Source organism: Dactylosporangium aurantiacum, assembly GCF_000716715.1.
Lineage (GTDB): Bacteria > Actinomycetota > Actinomycetes > Mycobacteriales > Micromonosporaceae > Dactylosporangium > Dactylosporangium aurantiacum.
Window position 1 is genome coordinate 81304 of sequence record NZ_JNYJ01000043.1, and the last position, 17688, is coordinate 98991.

At 73.7% G+C, this 17688-nt stretch carries 14 protein-coding genes and 1 pseudogene; 9 read left to right on the forward strand and 6 right to left on the reverse strand.

Going from position 1 to position 17688, the window contains the following annotated elements:
* Positions 1 to 76: 76 nt before the first annotated feature.
* The 5 genes and pseudogenes from OP18_RS61195 to OP18_RS38040 all read left to right on the forward strand — a co-directional run.
* Positions 77 to 166: pseudogene (locus OP18_RS61195) on the forward strand (transcriptional regulator); the annotation flags it as partial.
* A gap of 1386 nt (positions 167 to 1552) precedes the next feature.
* Positions 1553 to 1891 carry a VOC family protein gene (locus tag OP18_RS38025; RefSeq protein WP_033364140.1) on the forward strand — a complete coding sequence of 113 codons (339 nt, stop codon included), beginning with the start codon at positions 1553 to 1555 and terminating at the stop codon, positions 1889 to 1891.
* Between the two features lie 29 nt (positions 1892 to 1920).
* On the forward strand, positions 1921 to 3855 hold the full coding sequence (locus OP18_RS38030; RefSeq protein ID WP_033364012.1) for a hypothetical protein: 1935 nt from the start codon (positions 1921 to 1923) through the stop codon (positions 3853 to 3855).
* Positions 3856 to 3931: 76 nt separating this feature from the next.
* Positions 3932 to 5311 (forward strand): UDP-glucose dehydrogenase family protein, encoded by a 1380-nt coding sequence (locus OP18_RS38035; protein WP_033364013.1) that lies wholly within the window; start codon positions 3932 to 3934, stop codon positions 5309 to 5311.
* A gap of 52 nt (positions 5312 to 5363) precedes the next feature.
* The gene (locus OP18_RS38040; RefSeq protein ID WP_033364014.1) at positions 5364 to 5897 is read left to right on the forward strand and encodes a hypothetical protein; all 534 of its coding nucleotides are present in this window, start codon (positions 5364 to 5366) and stop codon (positions 5895 to 5897) included.
* A gap of 8 nt (positions 5898 to 5905) precedes the next feature.
* On the opposite strand, the gene OP18_RS38045 is transcribed toward OP18_RS38040, so the two are convergent.
* From OP18_RS38045 to OP18_RS38060, 4 genes are read right to left on the reverse strand one after another with little or no spacing between them, the layout of a single operon-like run.
* Positions 5906 to 6430, reverse strand: coding sequence for a hypothetical protein (locus OP18_RS38045; RefSeq protein ID WP_033364015.1), 525 nt, complete (start codon positions 6428 to 6430; stop codon positions 5906 to 5908).
* A gap of 2 nt (positions 6431 to 6432) precedes the next feature.
* Entirely contained in the window at positions 6433 to 6858 is a 426-nt protein-coding gene (locus OP18_RS38050; protein ID WP_033364016.1) for a YbaB/EbfC family nucleoid-associated protein, read from the reverse strand.
* Between the two features lie 13 nt (positions 6859 to 6871).
* Complete coding sequence (locus OP18_RS38055) at positions 6872 to 7573, reverse strand: hypothetical protein (protein ID WP_033364017.1); 702 nt, start codon at positions 7571 to 7573, stop codon at positions 6872 to 6874.
* Positions 7574 to 7581: 8 nt separating this feature from the next.
* Positions 7582 to 7881 carry a hypothetical protein gene (locus OP18_RS38060; RefSeq protein WP_033364018.1) on the reverse strand — a complete coding sequence of 100 codons (300 nt, stop codon included), beginning with the start codon at positions 7879 to 7881 and terminating at the stop codon, positions 7582 to 7584.
* Positions 7882 to 8235: 354 nt separating this feature from the next.
* Between OP18_RS38060 and OP18_RS53625 the strand changes: the two genes are divergently transcribed.
* The 4 genes from OP18_RS53625 to OP18_RS38075 all read left to right on the forward strand — a co-directional run bounded on the left by OP18_RS53625 (position 8236) and on the right by OP18_RS38075 (position 15894).
* Entirely contained in the window at positions 8236 to 8871 is a 636-nt protein-coding gene (locus tag OP18_RS53625) for an Rv1352/Rv1906c domain-containing protein (protein ID WP_156090080.1), read from the forward strand.
* A 48-nt stretch (positions 8872 to 8919) separates the two neighbouring features.
* Positions 8920 to 9081, forward strand: a complete 162-nt coding sequence (locus OP18_RS57985) for a hypothetical protein (RefSeq protein WP_156090081.1) — start codon at positions 8920 to 8922, stop codon at positions 9079 to 9081.
* A 139-nt stretch (positions 9082 to 9220) separates the two neighbouring features.
* On the forward strand, positions 9221 to 14137 hold the full coding sequence (locus OP18_RS38070) for an AAA family ATPase (protein ID WP_162189884.1): 4917 nt from the start codon (positions 9221 to 9223) through the stop codon (positions 14135 to 14137).
* A 92-nt stretch (positions 14138 to 14229) separates the two neighbouring features.
* Positions 14230 to 15894, forward strand: coding sequence for a hypothetical protein (locus OP18_RS38075; RefSeq protein ID WP_156090082.1), 1665 nt, complete (start codon positions 14230 to 14232; stop codon positions 15892 to 15894).
* A 55-nt stretch (positions 15895 to 15949) separates the two neighbouring features.
* Here the strand turns inward: OP18_RS38075 and OP18_RS53630 are convergent, their stop codons facing one another.
* Positions 15950 to 17119: a hypothetical protein gene (locus OP18_RS53630; protein ID WP_052387944.1), complete on the reverse strand. Its 1170-nt coding sequence runs from the start codon at positions 17117 to 17119 to the stop codon at positions 15950 to 15952.
* The gene (locus OP18_RS38085; protein WP_033364144.1) at positions 17112 to 17633 is read right to left on the reverse strand and encodes an RNA polymerase sigma factor; all 522 of its coding nucleotides are present in this window, start codon (positions 17631 to 17633) and stop codon (positions 17112 to 17114) included. Before OP18_RS38085 ends, OP18_RS53630 begins: the two co-directional genes overlap by 8 nt.
* Between the last annotated feature and the right edge of the window lie 55 nt (positions 17634 to 17688).

Consider the following 17688-nt stretch of genomic DNA (forward strand, 5'->3'; position numbering starts at 1 on the left):
CCGTCAGCGCCACGTCCGTCAGCGCCACGTCCCACCCGCCATCGTCGAGGCGTTCACCACCGGCCGCGTCCTCGACATCGCGTACGCCGACCGCTTCGGAGTCACCACCCGCCGCCACATCGAGCCCGCCGGCTACCTGGGCGGACCGGCCGGCTGGTATCTGCTCGCCTGGTGCCGCTTGCGGGGCGGACTGCGCTCGTTCCGCGTCGACCGCATCCACGAGGTGGTGCCGACAGCAGAGCTCGCCGCCCGCCGCCCGTTGCCGGACTGCGCGCTCGACATCCCGGGGCACCTGGTGAGGCGGCTCGCCATGGCCGCCTGACACTGCGGGAAGCCACCAGTCCGGGTCCGGTTCCGGTTTCCCTCGCTTCCCCGGTTTGCGTCCAGTGCGCCGGCTGCCCGTGTTGGCGCCGCGGCTGTCAGGCATGCCACTCCCGGGAACCGGGCCGAGGCAACGTCACGAGTCGCTGCTGCCGCCGCGCTCACCGTTCATCGTGCTGTCTATACGGTGGCGGTTCGCCGTTGCCGTTCGTGGCACCGTCCATGCGCTGAGTCCGTCACTGGGCGCCGTCGCTGGCCCCCATTGCCGGCCTCCATCGCTGGCCGCGCCGTTCGGTCCGCCATCGCTGGCCGCGCCGTTCGGTCCGCCATCGCTGGCCGCGCTGTTCGGTCCGCCACTCGTGCCGTCGTGGTGCAACCCGCGGCGTTCGTGAACTTCGCACGACGGAGGCTGTTGCCGCTTGCGGTTCAGGCTGCCATTCGGGCCTTGGCGGTCTGTCCTCTCCGTTCAGATGAGGGAGGGCACGGTCGCCGTTCGCGCTTCGCAGCCGCGCCGCCTCTGCCGCCGCTGGCCCATCGCTGCCTGTCCTGTCTCCCCCCGTCTCGCCCCCCGTCTCGCCGCCGTCTCGCCGCCGTCTCGCCGCCGCCATCTCGCCGCCGCCATCTCGCCGCCGTCCCGCCGCCGCCGTCTCGTCGCCGCCATCTCGCCGCCCCCATCTCCCTGCCGTTTCGCCGCCGCCATGTCGCTGCCGTCTCGCCGCCCCCATCTCGCTGCCGTCTCGCCGTCGCCGTATCGCCGTCGCCGGTGCCACGCCCACCTTCGGTGCCGCGCCCACCTTCGGTGCCGCGCCCACCTTCGGTGCCGCGCCCACCGTCGGTGCCGCGCCCACCGTCGGTGCCGCGCCCACCGTCGCCCGCCGCTGCCGGCCGGTGCCTTGTCGCCGTTGTGTCTCGTGCCCCCGTGCTTTCTGGCGACCGCCGGCGTCACGGTCCCCAGCTGTCACCGTCGTCCGAGCGGCGCCGGAAGGCTGGTGACCGTTGCCGTGCCGGGGGCGGCGTCCAGCACGACCAGCCGATCGGCGACGTGCCCGACGCCGCACCACCACACCGTCGAACCTAACGACCGGGTACGACACTTTCGCGGTGGTGGGCGGGGCGGTGGAAAACAGCTCGGAAATGCCGACAGGACGGTGTCGGGCGACGGGAGGACGGTGGGGGCACGTGGCCGGGGGTGTTGCCCGGCCGGAGCGGACCGACGGGAGTACGGGTGACGATGAACGGCATTGGGTGGTTTCAGATCGGGGTCAGTGACGCGCAGCTGGCGCACCGGTTCTACGGGGAGCTGTTCGGGTGGACGTTCGCGGAGGATCCGGCGTACCAGATGATCACGACGCCGGATGAGGGGTCGATCAGGGGTGGGCTGGCGGTCGGGCAGCCGGGGCACGCGGTGTTCTGCGTGGTGGTCGAGGACGTGCCGGGGGTGTGCGAGAAGGCGGAGGCGGCCGGGGGCAAGGTGCTCGTGCCGCCGACGACGAGCGACGACGGGCTGGTGTTCGCGAACATCACCGACCCCGAGGGCAACCACTTCGGGATCTTCCAGCCGCGGGCGTGACCGGCGGCGGGGTCTGGTAGATCTACCGGATGCTCCTGACCTCGGACGCGCGGGCCCTCGCCGCGGCGCGACGGCCCGCGTGGTTCCGGTTCGTGCCGGGCGTGGTGCTGCTGGTCGCGGCGGCGGTGCTCGGCGGGCTGCACGCGACGTTCGACCTGGTGCCGTTGTGCACCGACGCGGAGCCGTGCGCGCCGGCGCCGTTCGGGGCGGTGGCGGTGGGGCTGGCGTTCGCGGCGCCGTTCGCGGCGCTCGCGTCGACCCGGGTCGCGGCGGGGCTGGCCTGCGGGTTCCTGGCGACCGACATCGTGGGGCAGCTGACCGCGCCGCAGCCGCAGGAGCAGGCCGTCTGGTTGTGGCTGCTCGACGCCGGGTACGCCGCACTCGCCCTGATCGTCGCCCTCGCCGCCGGGACGCGCCGGCCGGGACGGGTCGAGGCGGCGTGGACGGCGCGGGCGGAGCACCGCACGCCACCGGGGACGCGGCCGGGGGTGCGGCGGCACGGGTTCGGGTGGCGGCTCGCCGCGGTGGCCCTGTTCGTGGTGGCGGCCGGGATCGCCGCGGTGGCCCTCGCGGCGCAGGCCGGCGCGCAGGCGCAGCAGGAGTCGGCGCGGCGGGTCGCCGGTGAGGTGACCGGGCACCCGGACGAGTTCACCGTGCAGGTGCGCCTCGCGACCGGTGACGTGGCCCGGATCGAGGTCGTCGACGTGCGGTCCCACCCGGTCGGCGCCCGCCGCACCGTCCTGGTCGACGACGAGGGGCTGCGGCAGCTGGCCGCCGAGCCGTACGACGCGACCGGCTGGCTCGCCCTCGCCGTGATCGCCGCCGGGGTGGGTGTGGCGCTGCTGACCCCGGCGCGGGAGCCGGGCGCGGCGATGCGCGCGCTGTTCACCCGGGAGCAGCCGGCGTCGCGGGTGTACGTCCGGCCGGCGGCCGACCGGGTCGCGATCTACGCCGCCGACGCCCGCCCGGGCGAGCCGGCCGTCCTCGAAATGGACCTGGAGACAACCGCCGAAGACGACGATCACGACCCAACCGACGATCACGACGAAAACAACGATCAACAGGAAGCCGACGAAGACGACCAAGACGACGACGAAGACGACCAAGACGACGACGAAGACGACGAAGACGACGAGGTCGCCATGACCGCCGTCCGCCCCGCCGTCCTGTACGGCGTCCCCGCCCCCGGACACTGGTGCGCGGTCGAGGTCGACGGCCGCGTCCTCGTCCCCCGCAGCCCGGTCCGCGTCCCCGCCCTCGCGCCCGCGTTCACCACCCCGCCGCCCGACGGCACCCCGATCGAGGTGGTGCCGCTGAACGTCGCCATGCCCCGGCCCGAGACGCTGCCGCTGCGGCCCGAGGAGGTCGCGGCGCTGCGCCCCGAGGACCGCGACACCGACCCCGACCTGATCCGGACCCACCGGCGGGGCCCGCTCACCGTGTACGGCTTCGTCCTCGTCGCGCCGCTGTCGCTGTGGGGCACGCGGCAGTGGCTGCCGGACTGGCCGGTGCCGGTGTGGGTGCTGGTCGCCGCCGCGGCCGTGGCGCTCACCTGCTACGGCGGTTGGCGGGTGTACCTCCGCCCGGCGCTGAGCTGGAACGGTGCCGGCATCAGCGCCGTCGGCGTGGCCGGGGCGGGACTGCTCACGTGGAACGGCGTCGACGCGGTCGAACTGGACACCGACGGCTCGGTCCACGTGCGCTCCGGCGACGGCGGGTTCCTGGTCACCGCGCACCAGGGCGGCCCGCTGGCCCGCCTGCTGCACCACGGCGAGCGCAGCGGCACGCAGCTCGTCGCGGCGCTGCGGCTGGCGCAGCGGCGGGCCCGGGAGCGGGAGGAGGCCGGCGAGCGGGACGTCACCACGCTGCCCCCGCCGCCGGCGGTGTCGCGGGCACCCGTCGTGCTGTGGTGCCTCGGGCTCGCCGAGATCGTCGCGTACGCCTGGCTGCTGTCCTCGATGTGACCCCACCGGCACTGTCGCCGAAGCCGAGGGTTTTCGCCGGGCCGGCCGCAGGTCACGACTGTGTATCATCGCCCCGGTGAAGGTATGCGTCGTCGGAACCGGATACGTCGGCCTCACCACCGGCATCTGCCTGGCCTACCTCGGTCATGAGGTCACCTGCGTCGACCTCAACCAGGAGAAGGTCGACCTGCTGCGCGGCGGGCGCTCCCCCATCTACGAGCCGTTCCTGGACGAGCTCATGCACGAGGCGGCGCACAACCTGACCTTCACCACCGACTACGCCGAAGGCGTGCCCGGCGCCGAGGTCGTGTTCGTCGCCGTACAGACGCCGTCGCAGCCGGACGGGCAGCCCGACCTGCGGTATCTGCGGATGGCCGCGGAGAGCATCGGCCGCACGATCGACGGCGAGTTCACCGTCGTGGTCAACAAGTCGACGGTGCCGATCGGCAGCGGCAACTGGGTCGAGTCGATCCTGCGGGAGTCGTTCGAGCAGTTCCACTCGCGGCGGGCCGCGGGCGAGTTCGCGGTTGCCTCCAACCCGGAGTTCCTGCGCGAGGGTTCCGCGATCCACGACACGCTCTACCCGGACCGCATCGTCATCGGCTCGGACAACCCGCGCAGCCTCGACGTGCTCAACCGGCTCTACCGGGCGGTGCTCAACCAGTCGTTCACGGCGCCGACGTTCCTGCCCCGGCCGGAGGAGGTCGGCGCGGTGCCGCTGGTCTCCACCGACCTCGCCTCCGCCGAACTGATCAAGTACGCGGCCAACGCGTTCCTGGCCCTGAAGATCAGCTACATCAACGAGATCGGCAAGCTGGCCAACAAGGTCGGCGCCGACATCAACCAGGTGGCGCGGGGCACCGGCCTGGACGCGCGGATCGGCTCGCGGTTCCTGCAGCCGGGCGTCGGCTGGGGCGGGTCGTGCTTCGGCAAGGACACCGCGGCGCTGATCGCGACCGCCGCCGAGTACAGCTACGACATGCCGATCGTCGCCGCCGCCCGCGAGGTCAACCGGCGCCAGCGCGAGGAGGCGGTCAACAAGCTCCTCGACGAGCTGCGCATCCTCAAGGGCCGCAAGATCGGCCTGCTGGGCCTGGCGTTCAAGCCGAACACCGACGACCTGCGCGACTCCCCCGCGATCGACATCGCCCGGCTGATGACCGCCCGCGGCGCCCGGGTGAAGCTGCACGACCCGATCGCCGCCGAGCGGTTCCGGGCCGAGGAGCCGGAGCTCGCCACGAGCCTGTGCGAGACGGTCGACGAGGTCTTCGACGACAGCGACGCCGTCGTGCTGGTCACCGAGTGGCCGCAGTACCTGGAGCTCGACTGGGGCAAGTACGTCGGCCTCATGCGCACCCCGGTGGTCCTGGACGGCCGCAACGTGCTCGACCCGCAGCGGCTGAGCCGGCTCGGCTACACGTACCTGACCATCGCCGGGCGGCCCGTCGGCCTCTGAGGCCGTACGCCGGCGCCGGGTCACTCGTCGGGCGGATGAAGGGCGCGGACAGATGGGCACGTCGTACGGGCCGGGGATCGTCCACCTGGTCGCCGAGGCCGACCTGGGCACGGAGGCCGACCCGGGCGGGGACGACGCGGGCGGCGGGCCGGTCGTCGCCTGGCTGCTGGAGATCGCCGCGCTCGGGCTGAGCCGCCGCTTCCGGGACCTCGTCGGCGACCGGGTCGCCGAGTTCACGCACGACGGCGGGCGGGTCGCGTGGCGGTGGCTGAGCGACGAGGAGGCGGCGCCGATCCTGGACGCCGGCCCGTCGTTCGGTGACACGCACGAGGAGTGGCCCGCGGCGATGGACCACGACCTGTTCGTGCCGAACTGCACCGCGGCCGGGCCGGGCAGCGTGGCGGCGGACGGTTCACCGGTCGACGGCTGGTACTACACACCGGTCGAGCCGGTCGTCGAGCGGCTGCGCGAGCTGCTCGCCGAGATCGACCGCGGCGGCTACGACGGCGACCCGGAGACCGTCACGGAGCTGCTCGAACGCCTCGAGTTCTGCCGCCGGCACGACCTGTTCATGGTCGTGGCCTAGCGCCGCCGTCAGACCCGTGGTCCCCGGTACTTTACGCCGAGGTGCGCCCTGGCGACCGCGGCCACGGGCGCGTCGCCGCCGGGGTGCCAGCCGAGCCACGCCTCCCGGCGGCCCTGCAGGCCCAGCCGTGGACGGCGCGGCATCGGGACGCCGGTGCGCACGCGGTACAGGTGACCGCCGGCGGACGGCACGGCACGCAGCTCATCGACGTCGATCCAGCCGATGGTCGCCGCCTGCCCGCCGCCGCGCAGCACGATGCCCCGGTCGGTGACCTCGGTGGCGCCGGTCAGCCAGGGCAGCTCCAGCGCGACCAGCGCGGCCGCGGCGAGCGCGGACAGCGCCGCGAGGACCGCCCACGTCCAGCGCAGCCCCGCGGTGAGCCCGTCGAGGAACCCGGGCAGGTCGGCGCCGCCGGTGATCGTGGCCTGCAGCGCGCCGTACCCCGTCAGCCCCAGCAGGACCGCGAGCAGCAGCAGGGTCGGCCAGTGGCTGCGGTGCAGCGCACGGGCCCGCCGCAGCACGAGCGGGGCCACGGTCAGTAACCACCCTGGCGGCGCAGCCGCTCGAGGGTCTCCATGGCCTCGTCGGCGGACATCTGGAAGCGCTGCTCGGCCTCGGCGACCAGCTTGCCCGGGTCGCCGGTGCCGTCGACGGCGGCCATCACGTCGTCGCCGAGGACCTCGCGCATCGCCTCCATGGTCTGCCGCCGCAGGTCCTCCAGGGCACCCTGGGCGGCGCGGAGGGTGGCCTCGCCCAGGTCCTGCGACGAGGTGCGCATCGCCCGCGGGTCGATGGTGATCTGCGACAGGCCCGCGTCGCCGCGCGCCTCGGCGGTGACGAGCCCGTCGAGCGCCTCGCCGCGGCCGATCATCGCCGCCGAGCGCCGCTGGAAGTCCTCGACCTGCCGCATCTGCCGCAGCGCGTCCTCGACGAGCTTGTCCGGGTCCACGTTCGGGTCCACAGCTGTTCCTATCTCACTTCGCCGGTCCGGGCAGCTCGCGCCGCGGCGCGACGTACCCGTTGCCGCCGTTCAGCGGCGTGTAGTCGATGGTGATGACCTTGAAGTCGGCGCCTTTGACGCCACCCGGCTGCGACTGGAACGCCTTGGCCAGGGCCACGCCCGCGAGCAGGATCGCGGTGGCGCCGCCGGCGATCGCGGTGATCGTCTTCGCGGCCGCACCCGCGGTGATCGCCACCGCCGACACCGCCGCCTCGGCCGCCGCCCGCACCGCGGGGAACGCCGGGGTCGCCATCGCCAGGCCGACCGCCACGGCGCACGCGAACGCGAACGTCCCGGCCACGATCGCCATCACCGCGAACGCGTAGTACGCCGCGGCGACGGCCTGCAGGCCGGTCCCCACGTTCTCCAGGTACTTCTTCAGGTCGTCGACCTCCTGGTTGTACACCGTGACGGCGTTGAGGTAGGCGTCCTTGTCCTCGGCGATCCACTGCGGGCCGACCTTCGCGTTCGCGTTGACGATCCGCGCCTTGACCACCTCGAGCTGGTTGGCGGCCTGCTTCCACTCGTCGCCGGCCTGCCAGATCGACCCGGGGTTGGACACCCCGAGCCCGACGGCGATGCCGAGACGCACGGCGCTGGACACGAACGGGGCCGCCCCGAACGACGAGCCCAGCGCGAAGCGCAACATGATGACACCAGAGGTGAACGGGTTCATGACGCCTCCTACCGGTACATGACCTGGTTGGTCGACTCGGCCTGCTCCCAGGTGGTCGCGATGCCGTCGAGCTTGTCGCGGAACGTGCTGAGCTGCGCCTTGCCCGCCGCGACGTAGTCGGCGAGGTATCCCTGCGCCGAGTCGTACGCCCCCTGCAGCGCGAACCCGAGCAGCCCGAACCCGGGCCCCTCGATGACCGCCTCGGCGACCTGCCGCGCCACCGGGTCGAACGCGGGCGCCGCGTCCTCCACCAGGTCCTTGCCGAGCTGGCGGATCGCGTTGGACGTGACGTGGATGTCCTGGGCCATCGACCCTCCCCGAATCGTTGCGAAGCACCGACTGTAGCGGTTCCCGCCGGCGCCGGCCCGGCCGCACCGAGGCCACGCGCCGGACCGCCGGCGAACGTCCACCGCCGCGGTCCGCCGTCCCGGCGGTGCCCGGTCGCCGGTCGGCGCCGGATCCGGCCGGTTCGGGGGCGCGGCCGTGCCCGCGGAACCAGCGACCGGACACCGGACGGGTCCCGCCGCGTGCGCGTGTCGCCGCGCGGGCGACCGCTCCGCCGGGGTCCGGCGGACATCGTCGGGCGTCGCGCCCCCGAACGGCGCCGGACACAGCATCCATCACCCGATGTGACAGCACGGTGACGGCGACACACTGCGGGCATGACCAACGCCGCCACCCCGCCACCCGTTCCCTTCGTCCCGGGGCCACCGGGCGGACCCGAACGGCCCGCCCCGGCGATGCCGGCGCAGGGATATCCACCGCCGTTCCCGCCGCCCCCGGGGCCGGCCCGACGCACCGACCGCAGGCCGCTGCTGTTCGGCGCGGGCGGCCTGCTCGTCGGCCTCCTCCTGGGTGCGATGTGCGGTGGCGCCGTCGCGGGGTCCGGCGACAGGCGCCCGGTCGCCGCGACGGCCGGTCCCCCGGCGAGCACTGCGCCGGCCACGACGGCGGCCGCTGCGGCCGCGACCACCGCGGCGGCCCCGGCGACCACCGCGGCGTCGACCGCCGCGGCCCCGACCACCGCCGCCGCCCCAACCGCTGCCGGACCGAAGACGTCGTTCGGCGACGGCACGTACGAGGTCAACGTCGACATCGCACCCGGCACGTACAAGACGACCGTCCCCGACTCCTCGATCAACTGCTACTGGCAGCGCTCGAAGGACGTCAGCGGCGACTTCGACTCCATCATCGCCAACGCCAACTCCGCCCCCGGCTCACCGGTGGTGGTGAAGATCCTCAAGTCCGACGCCGGCTTCACCTCGCACGGCTGCGGCACCTGGACCAGGTCGGGCTGAGCCGGGCGGCTGTCGGGTCGCCGGCGTCCGTCCGCCAACGCCACCGACGTGGCGATCGGGGACCTGACCACCGTGGAGAGCGCGATCACCGTCGCCGGCCGCACGGGCGACGCGTCCGCGACCAGCACCGTCGAGGTGCACATCGTGCGGGCGCGTCGCGGCCGGAGGGCCCGGTGCCCCTCGGCCGCGACCGCCGCCGGGAAGGGATGACTTGAGCGATTAAGTCTCATCCGCACGGAAAGTGGGCATGGGCGGGATATAGGGTTGTTCCGGCGACCGACCTGGAGGTGTCGGGATGGGAGCAGGCAATACGCTGCTCTGCCGAAGCCCGCCCGCCACAGGCGAAACGGTGCACGAGAGTGAGCGCACGCGGGTGACCCGGCTGTACGTCGCGGGACGCCCGGTCGTATGCAAGGAGCCGCTCGGACCCGACGCCGAGAGCCGGCTGCGGCACGAGACGGCGATCCTGGAGCGGCTGCGCGGTGTCGTCGGGGTCCCCCAGCTGGTGGAGGCACCGCAGCACCTCGGGGCGGCGGTCGTCGTGCACGACGTCGACGGCGTGAGCCTGGCCGAGCGGGCGACGCCGTTGCCCGTCGACGACCTGGTCAGCGTCGGGGTGGGCGTGGCCCGGGTGGTGGCGGAGGTGCACCGGCGGGGGGTGATGCACCGGGACATCACGCCGGCGAACATCCTGATCTCCCGCCGCGACGGCGCACCGTGCCTGGTGGACTTCGCCCTGGCGACGCCGCTCGCTGAGCTGCGGCCGGAGTTCACCCACCACACCGAGATCGTGGGGACGTTGCCGTACCTGGCGCCGGAGCAGACGGGGCGGACCGACCGGCCGGTGGATCAGCGCGCCGACCTGTACGCCCTCGGCGCGACGCTGTACGAGCTGGCCACCGGCGCGCCGCCGTTCGGTTGCGGGGACCCGCTGCGGCTCACCCACGCGCACCTGGCGCGCGTGGCCGTCCCACCGTCGGACATCAATCCGGCGGTGCCGGCGCCGCTGTCCGAGATCGTGATGCACCTGCTGGAGAAGGAGCCGGACAACCGGTACCAGACGGCCGAGGGCCTGCTGCACGACCTGGAGCTGCTGCGCGTCGCCGGGCCGGGCGCGGCCGGCCGGCTCCGGGTCGGCGAGCGGGACGTCCCGCTGCGGCTGCTGCCGCCGTCGCGGCTGGTGGGGCGCGACGACGCGGTGGCGGTGCTGGAGGCGGCGTTCGAGGACGCGCTGGCCGGCCGGTGCCGCGGGGTGCTGGTCTCCGGGGCGCCGGGGGTGGGCAAGACCGCGCTGGTCGACAAGCTGCGGCCGGTCGTGACCGGCAGCGACGGCTGGTTCGTCGCGGGCAAGTTCGACCAGTACCGCCGCGACCTGGACTTCGACGCGGTGCTGCAGGCCTTCCGCGCGCTGGGCCGGCTGCTGCTGGCCGAGCCGGAGGACGAGCTGGCGCGGGTCCGCGAGCGGATCCGCACGGTGGTCGGGCCGAACGTGGGCCTGCTGACCGCGGTGGTCCCGGAGTTCGCCGCGCTGCTGGCCGTGCCGCCCGACCCCGGCGATCCGCTGACCGCGCAGGTACGGGCGCAGCGCACGGCGGTGGACCTGCTGCGGGCGGTCGTGTCGCCGAAACGGCCGCTGGTGCTGTTCGTCGACGACCTGCAGTGGGCGGGGCGCACGCCGATCGGGTTCGTCGACGCCGTGCTGAGCGAGGAGCAGATCGACGGCCTGCTGCTGGTGGGGGCGTACCGCGACGACGACGTGGACGCGACGCATCCGCTGGCGGCGCCGCTGACCCGCTGCCGGGAGCAGGCCACGGTGCGGCGCCTGCCGCTGGGCGGCCTGCCGGCGTCCGGCGCCGTCGCCATGGTGGCCGAGATGCTGCACGCGGACCCCGCCGCGGTGGCGGACCTGGTCGAGGTCGTCAGCGCGTGTACGGCCGGCAACCCGTACGAGATGGTGGAGGTCCTCAACGCGCTGCGCCGCGACGGCATGCTGTCCGCGACGACCGACGGGTGGCGGTGGGACGCGGCGGCGGTGCGGGCCCGGCTGGGCCAGGCCGAGGTCGCCGAGCTGCTGGCGACGCGGGTGGCGGCCCTGCCGGAGCCGTCGCGGGAGGCGGTGGAGGCGATGGCGTGCTTCGGCGGCCGGGCCGAGGTCAGCGCGCTGCAGACCGCGACCGCCGCGCCGCCGGGCATGGTGGAGCAGCGGCTGGCGCCCGCCCTCGACGAGGGCCTGCTGGTCATGGAGCCCGGGAAATGCCACACCGTACGGTTCCGCCACGACCGCATCCGCGAGGTGGTCCTGCGCGGGCTGGATCCGCTGCGCCGGCGCGCCGTGCGGCTGGCGATGGCCCGGCGGCTGGCCGGCGTGCCGGCGCGGTTCTCGTGCGCGGCCGAGCAGTACCTGCCGGTGATCGACGCGCTCGACGACCCCGCGGAGCGGCGCATGGTCGTGGGGCTGCTGCGGCGCGCCGCCCGCCAGGCGACGCTGATCGGCAACCATGCGCTGGTGAGCTCGCTGCTGACCGCCGCCCTGCGGCTCGTCGAGCCCGGCGACACCGGCGCGCTCGTCGAGCTGCACACCGGCCGCCACACCGCCCTGTACAGCATGGGGCAGCTGGAGGAGGCCGACGAGGAGTACCGCACGATCGAAGGGCTCCGCACCGGCACGCTGGACCTGGCGGACGCGACGGTGGTGCAGACGGCCAGCCTGACCTACCGCAACCGGTTCGCGGAGGCGATCACGCTGGGGGTCCGGTCGCTGCGTGCGCTCGGCATCGCCGTGCCCGGCGAGGACCGGCTCCCAGGTGAGCTCGACCGCCAGTTCGACCACCTGTACCGGTGGCTGGAGGACGGCGACGCCGCGGACGACCTGGCCCGCCCGGAGCTCACCGACGCGAGGCTGCTCGTCGCGGCCCGCCTCATCAACGCGATCCTGCCGGCGTCGCACATCGGCGCCGACCACGCCACGCTCGCCTGGCTGAGCCTGGAGGCGCTGCGGATCTGGACCGGGCACGGCCCCGCCGCCGCGCTCCTCGGGCCGGTGAGCCACACCGCGTTCGCGGCCGGCACCGTGCGCGGCGACTGGGCCGCCGGGTGGCGGGCGATGCGGCGGGTCCTGGCGCTGGGCGAGGCCCGCGGCTACGAGCCGGCCACCTCGCAGGTGCGCTTCCTCGCCACGCTCATGAGCTGCTGGTTCGAGCCGATCGAGTACGGTGTCCGGGCGGCCCGGCGGGCCCGGGAGGGGCTGATCGCCGGGGGCGACCTGGTCTACGCCGGCTACACGTACCACTCGGCCATCGGGGGCCTGCTGGACAGCGCGCCGGCGCTGGAGACCTACGCCGCCGAGGTGGAGGCCGGGCTGGACTTCGTGCGGCGGACCGGCGGCCGGCAGATCGGCAGGTCGTTCGACAGCTACCGGTGGCTGGCCGGGGTGCTGCGCGGGGACAGCGCCGTCGTGGCCGGCACGGCGGTCACCGCCGACCGGTTCACCGACAACGTCCAGGCGCTGCTGCACGCGCGCGCCGCCCGCGCCCTCGCCGCCGCCGTCTTCGGCGATCAGGTCGCGCTGGCCCGGCACACCACGGCGGCGATGCCGCTGCTGCCGAACGCCGCCAGCCTCCACACGATCGCCACGATGCACCTGCTGCACGGGCTGGCCCTCGCCGGGCAGGCCCGGGACAGCCACGGCGACGAGCGCGGCACGCTGCTGCGCGAGCTGGACGGCGTGACCGGGTGGCTGGCCGAGCGGGCCGCCGGCGCGCCGGACAACTACCTGCACCTGCTGCGGCTGCTGGAGGCGGAGCGGGCCTGGGCCGCCGGCGACTTCCGGGCCGCCGTGCTCGCCTTCGACGCCGCCCGGGACGAGGTCGCCGACCGGCAGCGGCCATGGCACCGGGCCCTGATCACCGAACGCGCGGCCCGCTTCTACCTCACCCACGGTGTCGAGCACGCCGGCTACGACCTGCTCGCGCTGGCCCGGCACGAGTACCTCGCCTGGGGCGCGACGGCCAAGGTCGACCAGCTCGACTGGGCGTACCCGACCCTGCGGCCACCGCTCGACGCGACCGCCGGCCGCCTCTGCGACGTCCGCCGCCGCTCCACCGTCACGACCGGCACGCTCGACCTGCTCGGCATCCTGTCCGCGTCGCGGGCGCTGAGCTCCGAGACCGGCATCGAAGGGCTGCACTCCCGCCTGGTCGAGGTGCTCAGCGCCATGACCGGTGCCACCGCCGTGCGCCTGCTGCTGTGGAGCGACGACCGGCAACAGTGGCTGCTGCCCGACGGCGACGGCGCCGTCGCCCCGCTCGGCGGCACCGGGCAGGAGCTCACCGTGCCGATGTCCGTGCTGCGGTACGCCCAGCGCAGCTGCGAGCCGCTGGTCGTGAGCGACGCCACCCGGGACGACCGCTTCGCCCGTGACCCGTACTTCACCGACGTCACCTGCTGCTCGCTGCTGGCCGTGCCCATCCACAACCGGGGGACGCTGCGGGCGGTGCTGCTGCTGGAGAACCGCCTCATCCGCGGCGCGTTCGCCACCGAACGGCTCGGCGGGGTCAAGCTCATCGCCGGACAGCTCGCCGTCTCCCTCGACAACATCCAGCTGTACGCCGCGCTCACCACGTCCCGCGCGCGGATCGTCGCCGCCGCCGACCAGACCCGCCGGCGCATCGAACGGGACCTGCACGACGGCGCCCAGCAACAGCTGGTCGCCCTCGCCCTGGAGCTGCGCACCGTGCAGGCGGCGGTGCCGCCCGAGCTCGTCGAGCTCCGCGCCCAGCTCGACCGTCTCGTCGGCGGCGCGGCCGACGCCCTCGACGCGCTGCGCGAGATCGCCCGCGGCATCCACCCCGCGATCCTCACCGAGGGCGGCCTCGGCCCGGCCCTGCGCACCCTCGCCCGCCGCTCCCCCATCCCGGTGCGCCTGGTCATGCGGGTGGAGGGGCGGCTGCCGGAGCGCGTCGAGGTCAGCACGTACTACGTCGTCGCGGAGGCCCTGACCAACGCCGCCAAGCACGCCCACGCCTCGGCCGCCACGGTCACCGTCGAACCCGACACCACCGACGGCGTCCTCCGCGTCGCCGTGCAGGACGACGGCGTCGGCGGCGCGGACCTCGCCCGCGGCACCGGCCTGGTCGGCCTGAAGGACCGCGTCGAGGCGCTCGGCGGCCACATCGTCCTGGACAGCCCGCCGGGGGCGGGGACCAGCCTGCGGTTCACGCTGCCCTTCGCCGCGGCGGGCGCCACGCAGTGCCGCGTCCCGGGCTGACCCTCGGACCGGTTGCACCCGGTTTCAGTGCGCATCTGCTGTTCTGACCGGCGGGACGACGCAGTTGGTTGCGTCGATGGTACAAATTCGCCATGATCTCCCTCTTTGCCCGCGGAATCGTCCGCGGGGCGGTGACGCTGGCGGTTGCCGCCACCGCGATCACCAGTGTGACGTCCACGGCGCAGGCCGCTGGACCGGGCGGAAAGCTGTCGCTGTCCGCGTTGTCGTTCGCACAGTCCACTGTGAACTCCACCGCCGGGGCCGTCGCCGACGACCTCACGTGGACCGTCAAGGACTCCAACCAGGCCGCCGTCCAGGTGTCCGGGCACGTGACCATCCGGATGTACGACAACGCCGCGGGGGCGTTCGTCGGACACGACTACGTGATCCCGTTCTCGTACGGCAACACCTGCTGCGGCGACGTCGGCAGGTACGTGGACGGCTCCCCGCAGGAGTCGACCTACACCTACACGTTCGTGGTCCCGCAATGGGCCAGCTCGTCGTCGGTGACCTGGAAGGTCACGAAGGTCACCCTCGAGGACGACCTGGGCACCACCGCGACCGTCGGCGCGGCCAAGCTCGAGACCTTCGGCTCCACCATCGCGACCACCGCCGCGGTCGACTCGACCGCCCCGACCATCAGCGAGCTCAGCCTGTACCAGAACCTGTCGCCGCTGCGCCCGTACGTCTACGTCAACGGCACCAGCGCCGAGGTGACGTACACGTTCACCATCCAGGACGCGCAGACCGGCTTCTGGAAGGGCTCGTTGAAGCTCGCCGGGCCCTCCGGCCAGAGCGTCACCACCCCCTTCCAGTACACGAAGTCCGACTCCAGCACCGCGGTCACCTGCGGCGGCGGCTTCAGCGGCGGCGACGTGTACTACCTCTTCTGCGGCGTCACCGTGACGCTGCCGGCCGGCGCCGCCGCGGGCAGCTGGCGGGTCGCGCAGATCGTCGTGGTCGACAACGCCGGGCGGCAGTCGACCTTCAAGAACCCGGCGGCCCAGTCCGTGACGGCGACGTCGAACGCGGCCATCACCGCGAGCGGCTTCACCCTCACCCCCAACCCGGTGAACAACTGGCGCGGCGACGTCATGGGGGCCCTGACCCTCTCGGTCGCCGGCGCCACGAAGGGCGTCTCCGCGGTCCACGTCAACTTCGACGACAACAGCTGCACCCCGTGGGGCGCCACCACCGTCAACGCCGACGGCACCATCTCGGTCCCGGTGCGCATCTTCTCCTCCAGCGACGGCTGCGCCGTCAACGGCATCGCCGTCGTGGACGGGGCGGCGAACGTCTCGCTGTACGGCAGCATCTACAACGCGCCCGACCCGGGCCTGGCCTACACGCGGGTGCCGGACACGACGCCGCCGGTCGCCACCAGCGCGTCGCTGAGCACGACCTCGATCCCGCTCAGCGAGCTGAGCCAGACCTCGGTGCGGCTCGTCGTCAACGCCGAGATCCTGACCGCCCCGATCACCAGCTTCAGCTACTACGTCTACAACGCCGCCGGCGACGTCGTCAGCCAGTCCACCGGCGGCACCAGCCAGGCCCCCGACGGCACCGTCACCATGTACCTGTACCTGCCGTGGTGGAACGGGATGGGCCCGGGCGAGTACCGGGTCGGCTTCTCCCTCAGCGACGCCGGCCGCCTGTCCACCTTCTACGACATCCTCGGCGACCCCCGCAGCAAGCCGCTTCCGGGCGGTCCGCTGACCTTCACCATCGTCGACGACTCAACCCCGGCCGCCGCCTGACCAACCACCGATGAGGCCGGCCGCCCGGGTACGGTACCCGGGCGGCCGGCGCGTTTCAGCTCGCGCGGATCCGCACGGTGACCTGGTTGTTGCCCGGCTTCGGATCCTCGATCCAGTGCGTGTCCTTCAGCCCAACCGCCTCCAGGATCGCCTCGAAGGTCCCGCCGGTGAAGTCCGCGGCCACGGTGACGGTGACCGTCTCGCTGACCTGCTGGCCGGCGGCGAGCGGGGCATGCGGGGCGTCGTAGCTGCCGAACGCCCAGAGGTCGAACGCGCGAGGCTCGGCCGCGCACGCGAACGAACAGTTGACCAGGCTGACGCGGAAGCGGCCGGACGGGTTCGGGCCGTCGTTGTGCACCGTGAACTTCACCGTGCCGGAGCGCCGGCCGTCCACGACCGGGCCGAGGACCACCTCGGTGGCGGTCAGCCGCAGGTCCGTCACCCGGCCCGGGTCGCCGAACACGGCCGGCCCGGCCAGCTGCCGGAACTTCGTGCCGTCCCAGCCGTACTCGCGCTGCTGGTGCCGCTCGTCGTCGGCTGACGCGCCGCAGCAGGCAATGAAGTCGGTGACGTCGGCGACGATGCCGCCGCCGTTGCGGACACTGATGTCGCGGATCTTGGCCGTCCCGCTCACCGGGACGACGGCACCGAGGACGACGATGTTGCCGGTCGCGTCCCGGTCGAAGGCCACGACCTGGCTCGCCGGCGTCTCGCCCGGCTGGCACAGGACCAGCGCGGCCGTCTCGAGCGCCGCGTCGCCGTCGAGGTCGGTGTGCACGACCTTGCCGACCCACGGCTTGCCGAGCCCCGGCCTCGCCGTCGCGAGCCGGACCTGCGTGGTCGGGCACCAGTCTCCGCCGAACGACGGGACGGTGACCTTGACCGCGCCGATCTGGGCGGCGGTGAGCCTGCCGTCCGGTGGCGGAGTGGACGGCGAGGTCGACGGCGAGGTCGACGGTGACGCCGGCTCCGGCGCCGGGACCGTCGTCACCGTGACGCCCGGGACCGGCGGTGGGTTGTTGCCGTGCGGGTCCGCCGCGAAGGCCGCGATCGGCGCGGCGATCAGCAACGCGCCCAGCACGCTCATCGTGGTGAGCCGCACCGTGCGGCGCCGCTTGACCGTGGCCCGCACCGCGGCCGCGCCGGGTGCGAACGTCGCGGTGCTTGCCTCGGCGTCGCGGAAGTCGTCCAGTGCCCCGTTGATCAGGTCGTCGAACTCAGCCATTGCTCCTGCCTCCCTTGCGCTCCGCCAGCTGCTCGCCGAGGGCCGCCCGGCCCCGGCTCAGCCAGCTCTTGACCGTTCCTTCCGCGACGTCCTCCTGCGCCGCGATCTCGGCGACGGACAGCTCGCCGATGTAGTGCATGACCACCGCCTTGCGCAGCTGCACCGGGATCTTCGCCAGCGCCGCGACCAGAGCCATCCGGTCCGGCGAGGGCCCTTCGGCGTGCTCCTCGCGCTGGTGGTGCAGGAAGTTCAGCGCGGTCCGGCGGCGGCGGAAGCGGCTCGTCGCCACATTCCACGCGACCCGCCTGACCCAGGACATCGGGTCCTCGTACGTGCTGATCGTCTTCCACTTGCTGAACGCCCGGCAGAACGCCTCCTGCACGACGTCCTGCGCCTCGGCGCGGTCGCCGAGATACGCGAAGAGCTGCGACCGCAGCATCGGGAACGCCGCGGCGTAGAACTCGTCGAAGTCGCGTTGCACATCGACGCGAGGCAACGCATCACCGCGTGTCATCGTCTGGTTCACACTGTCCTTCCTCCCCTGTGTGCCGCCCCATGTCGGGCGGGCA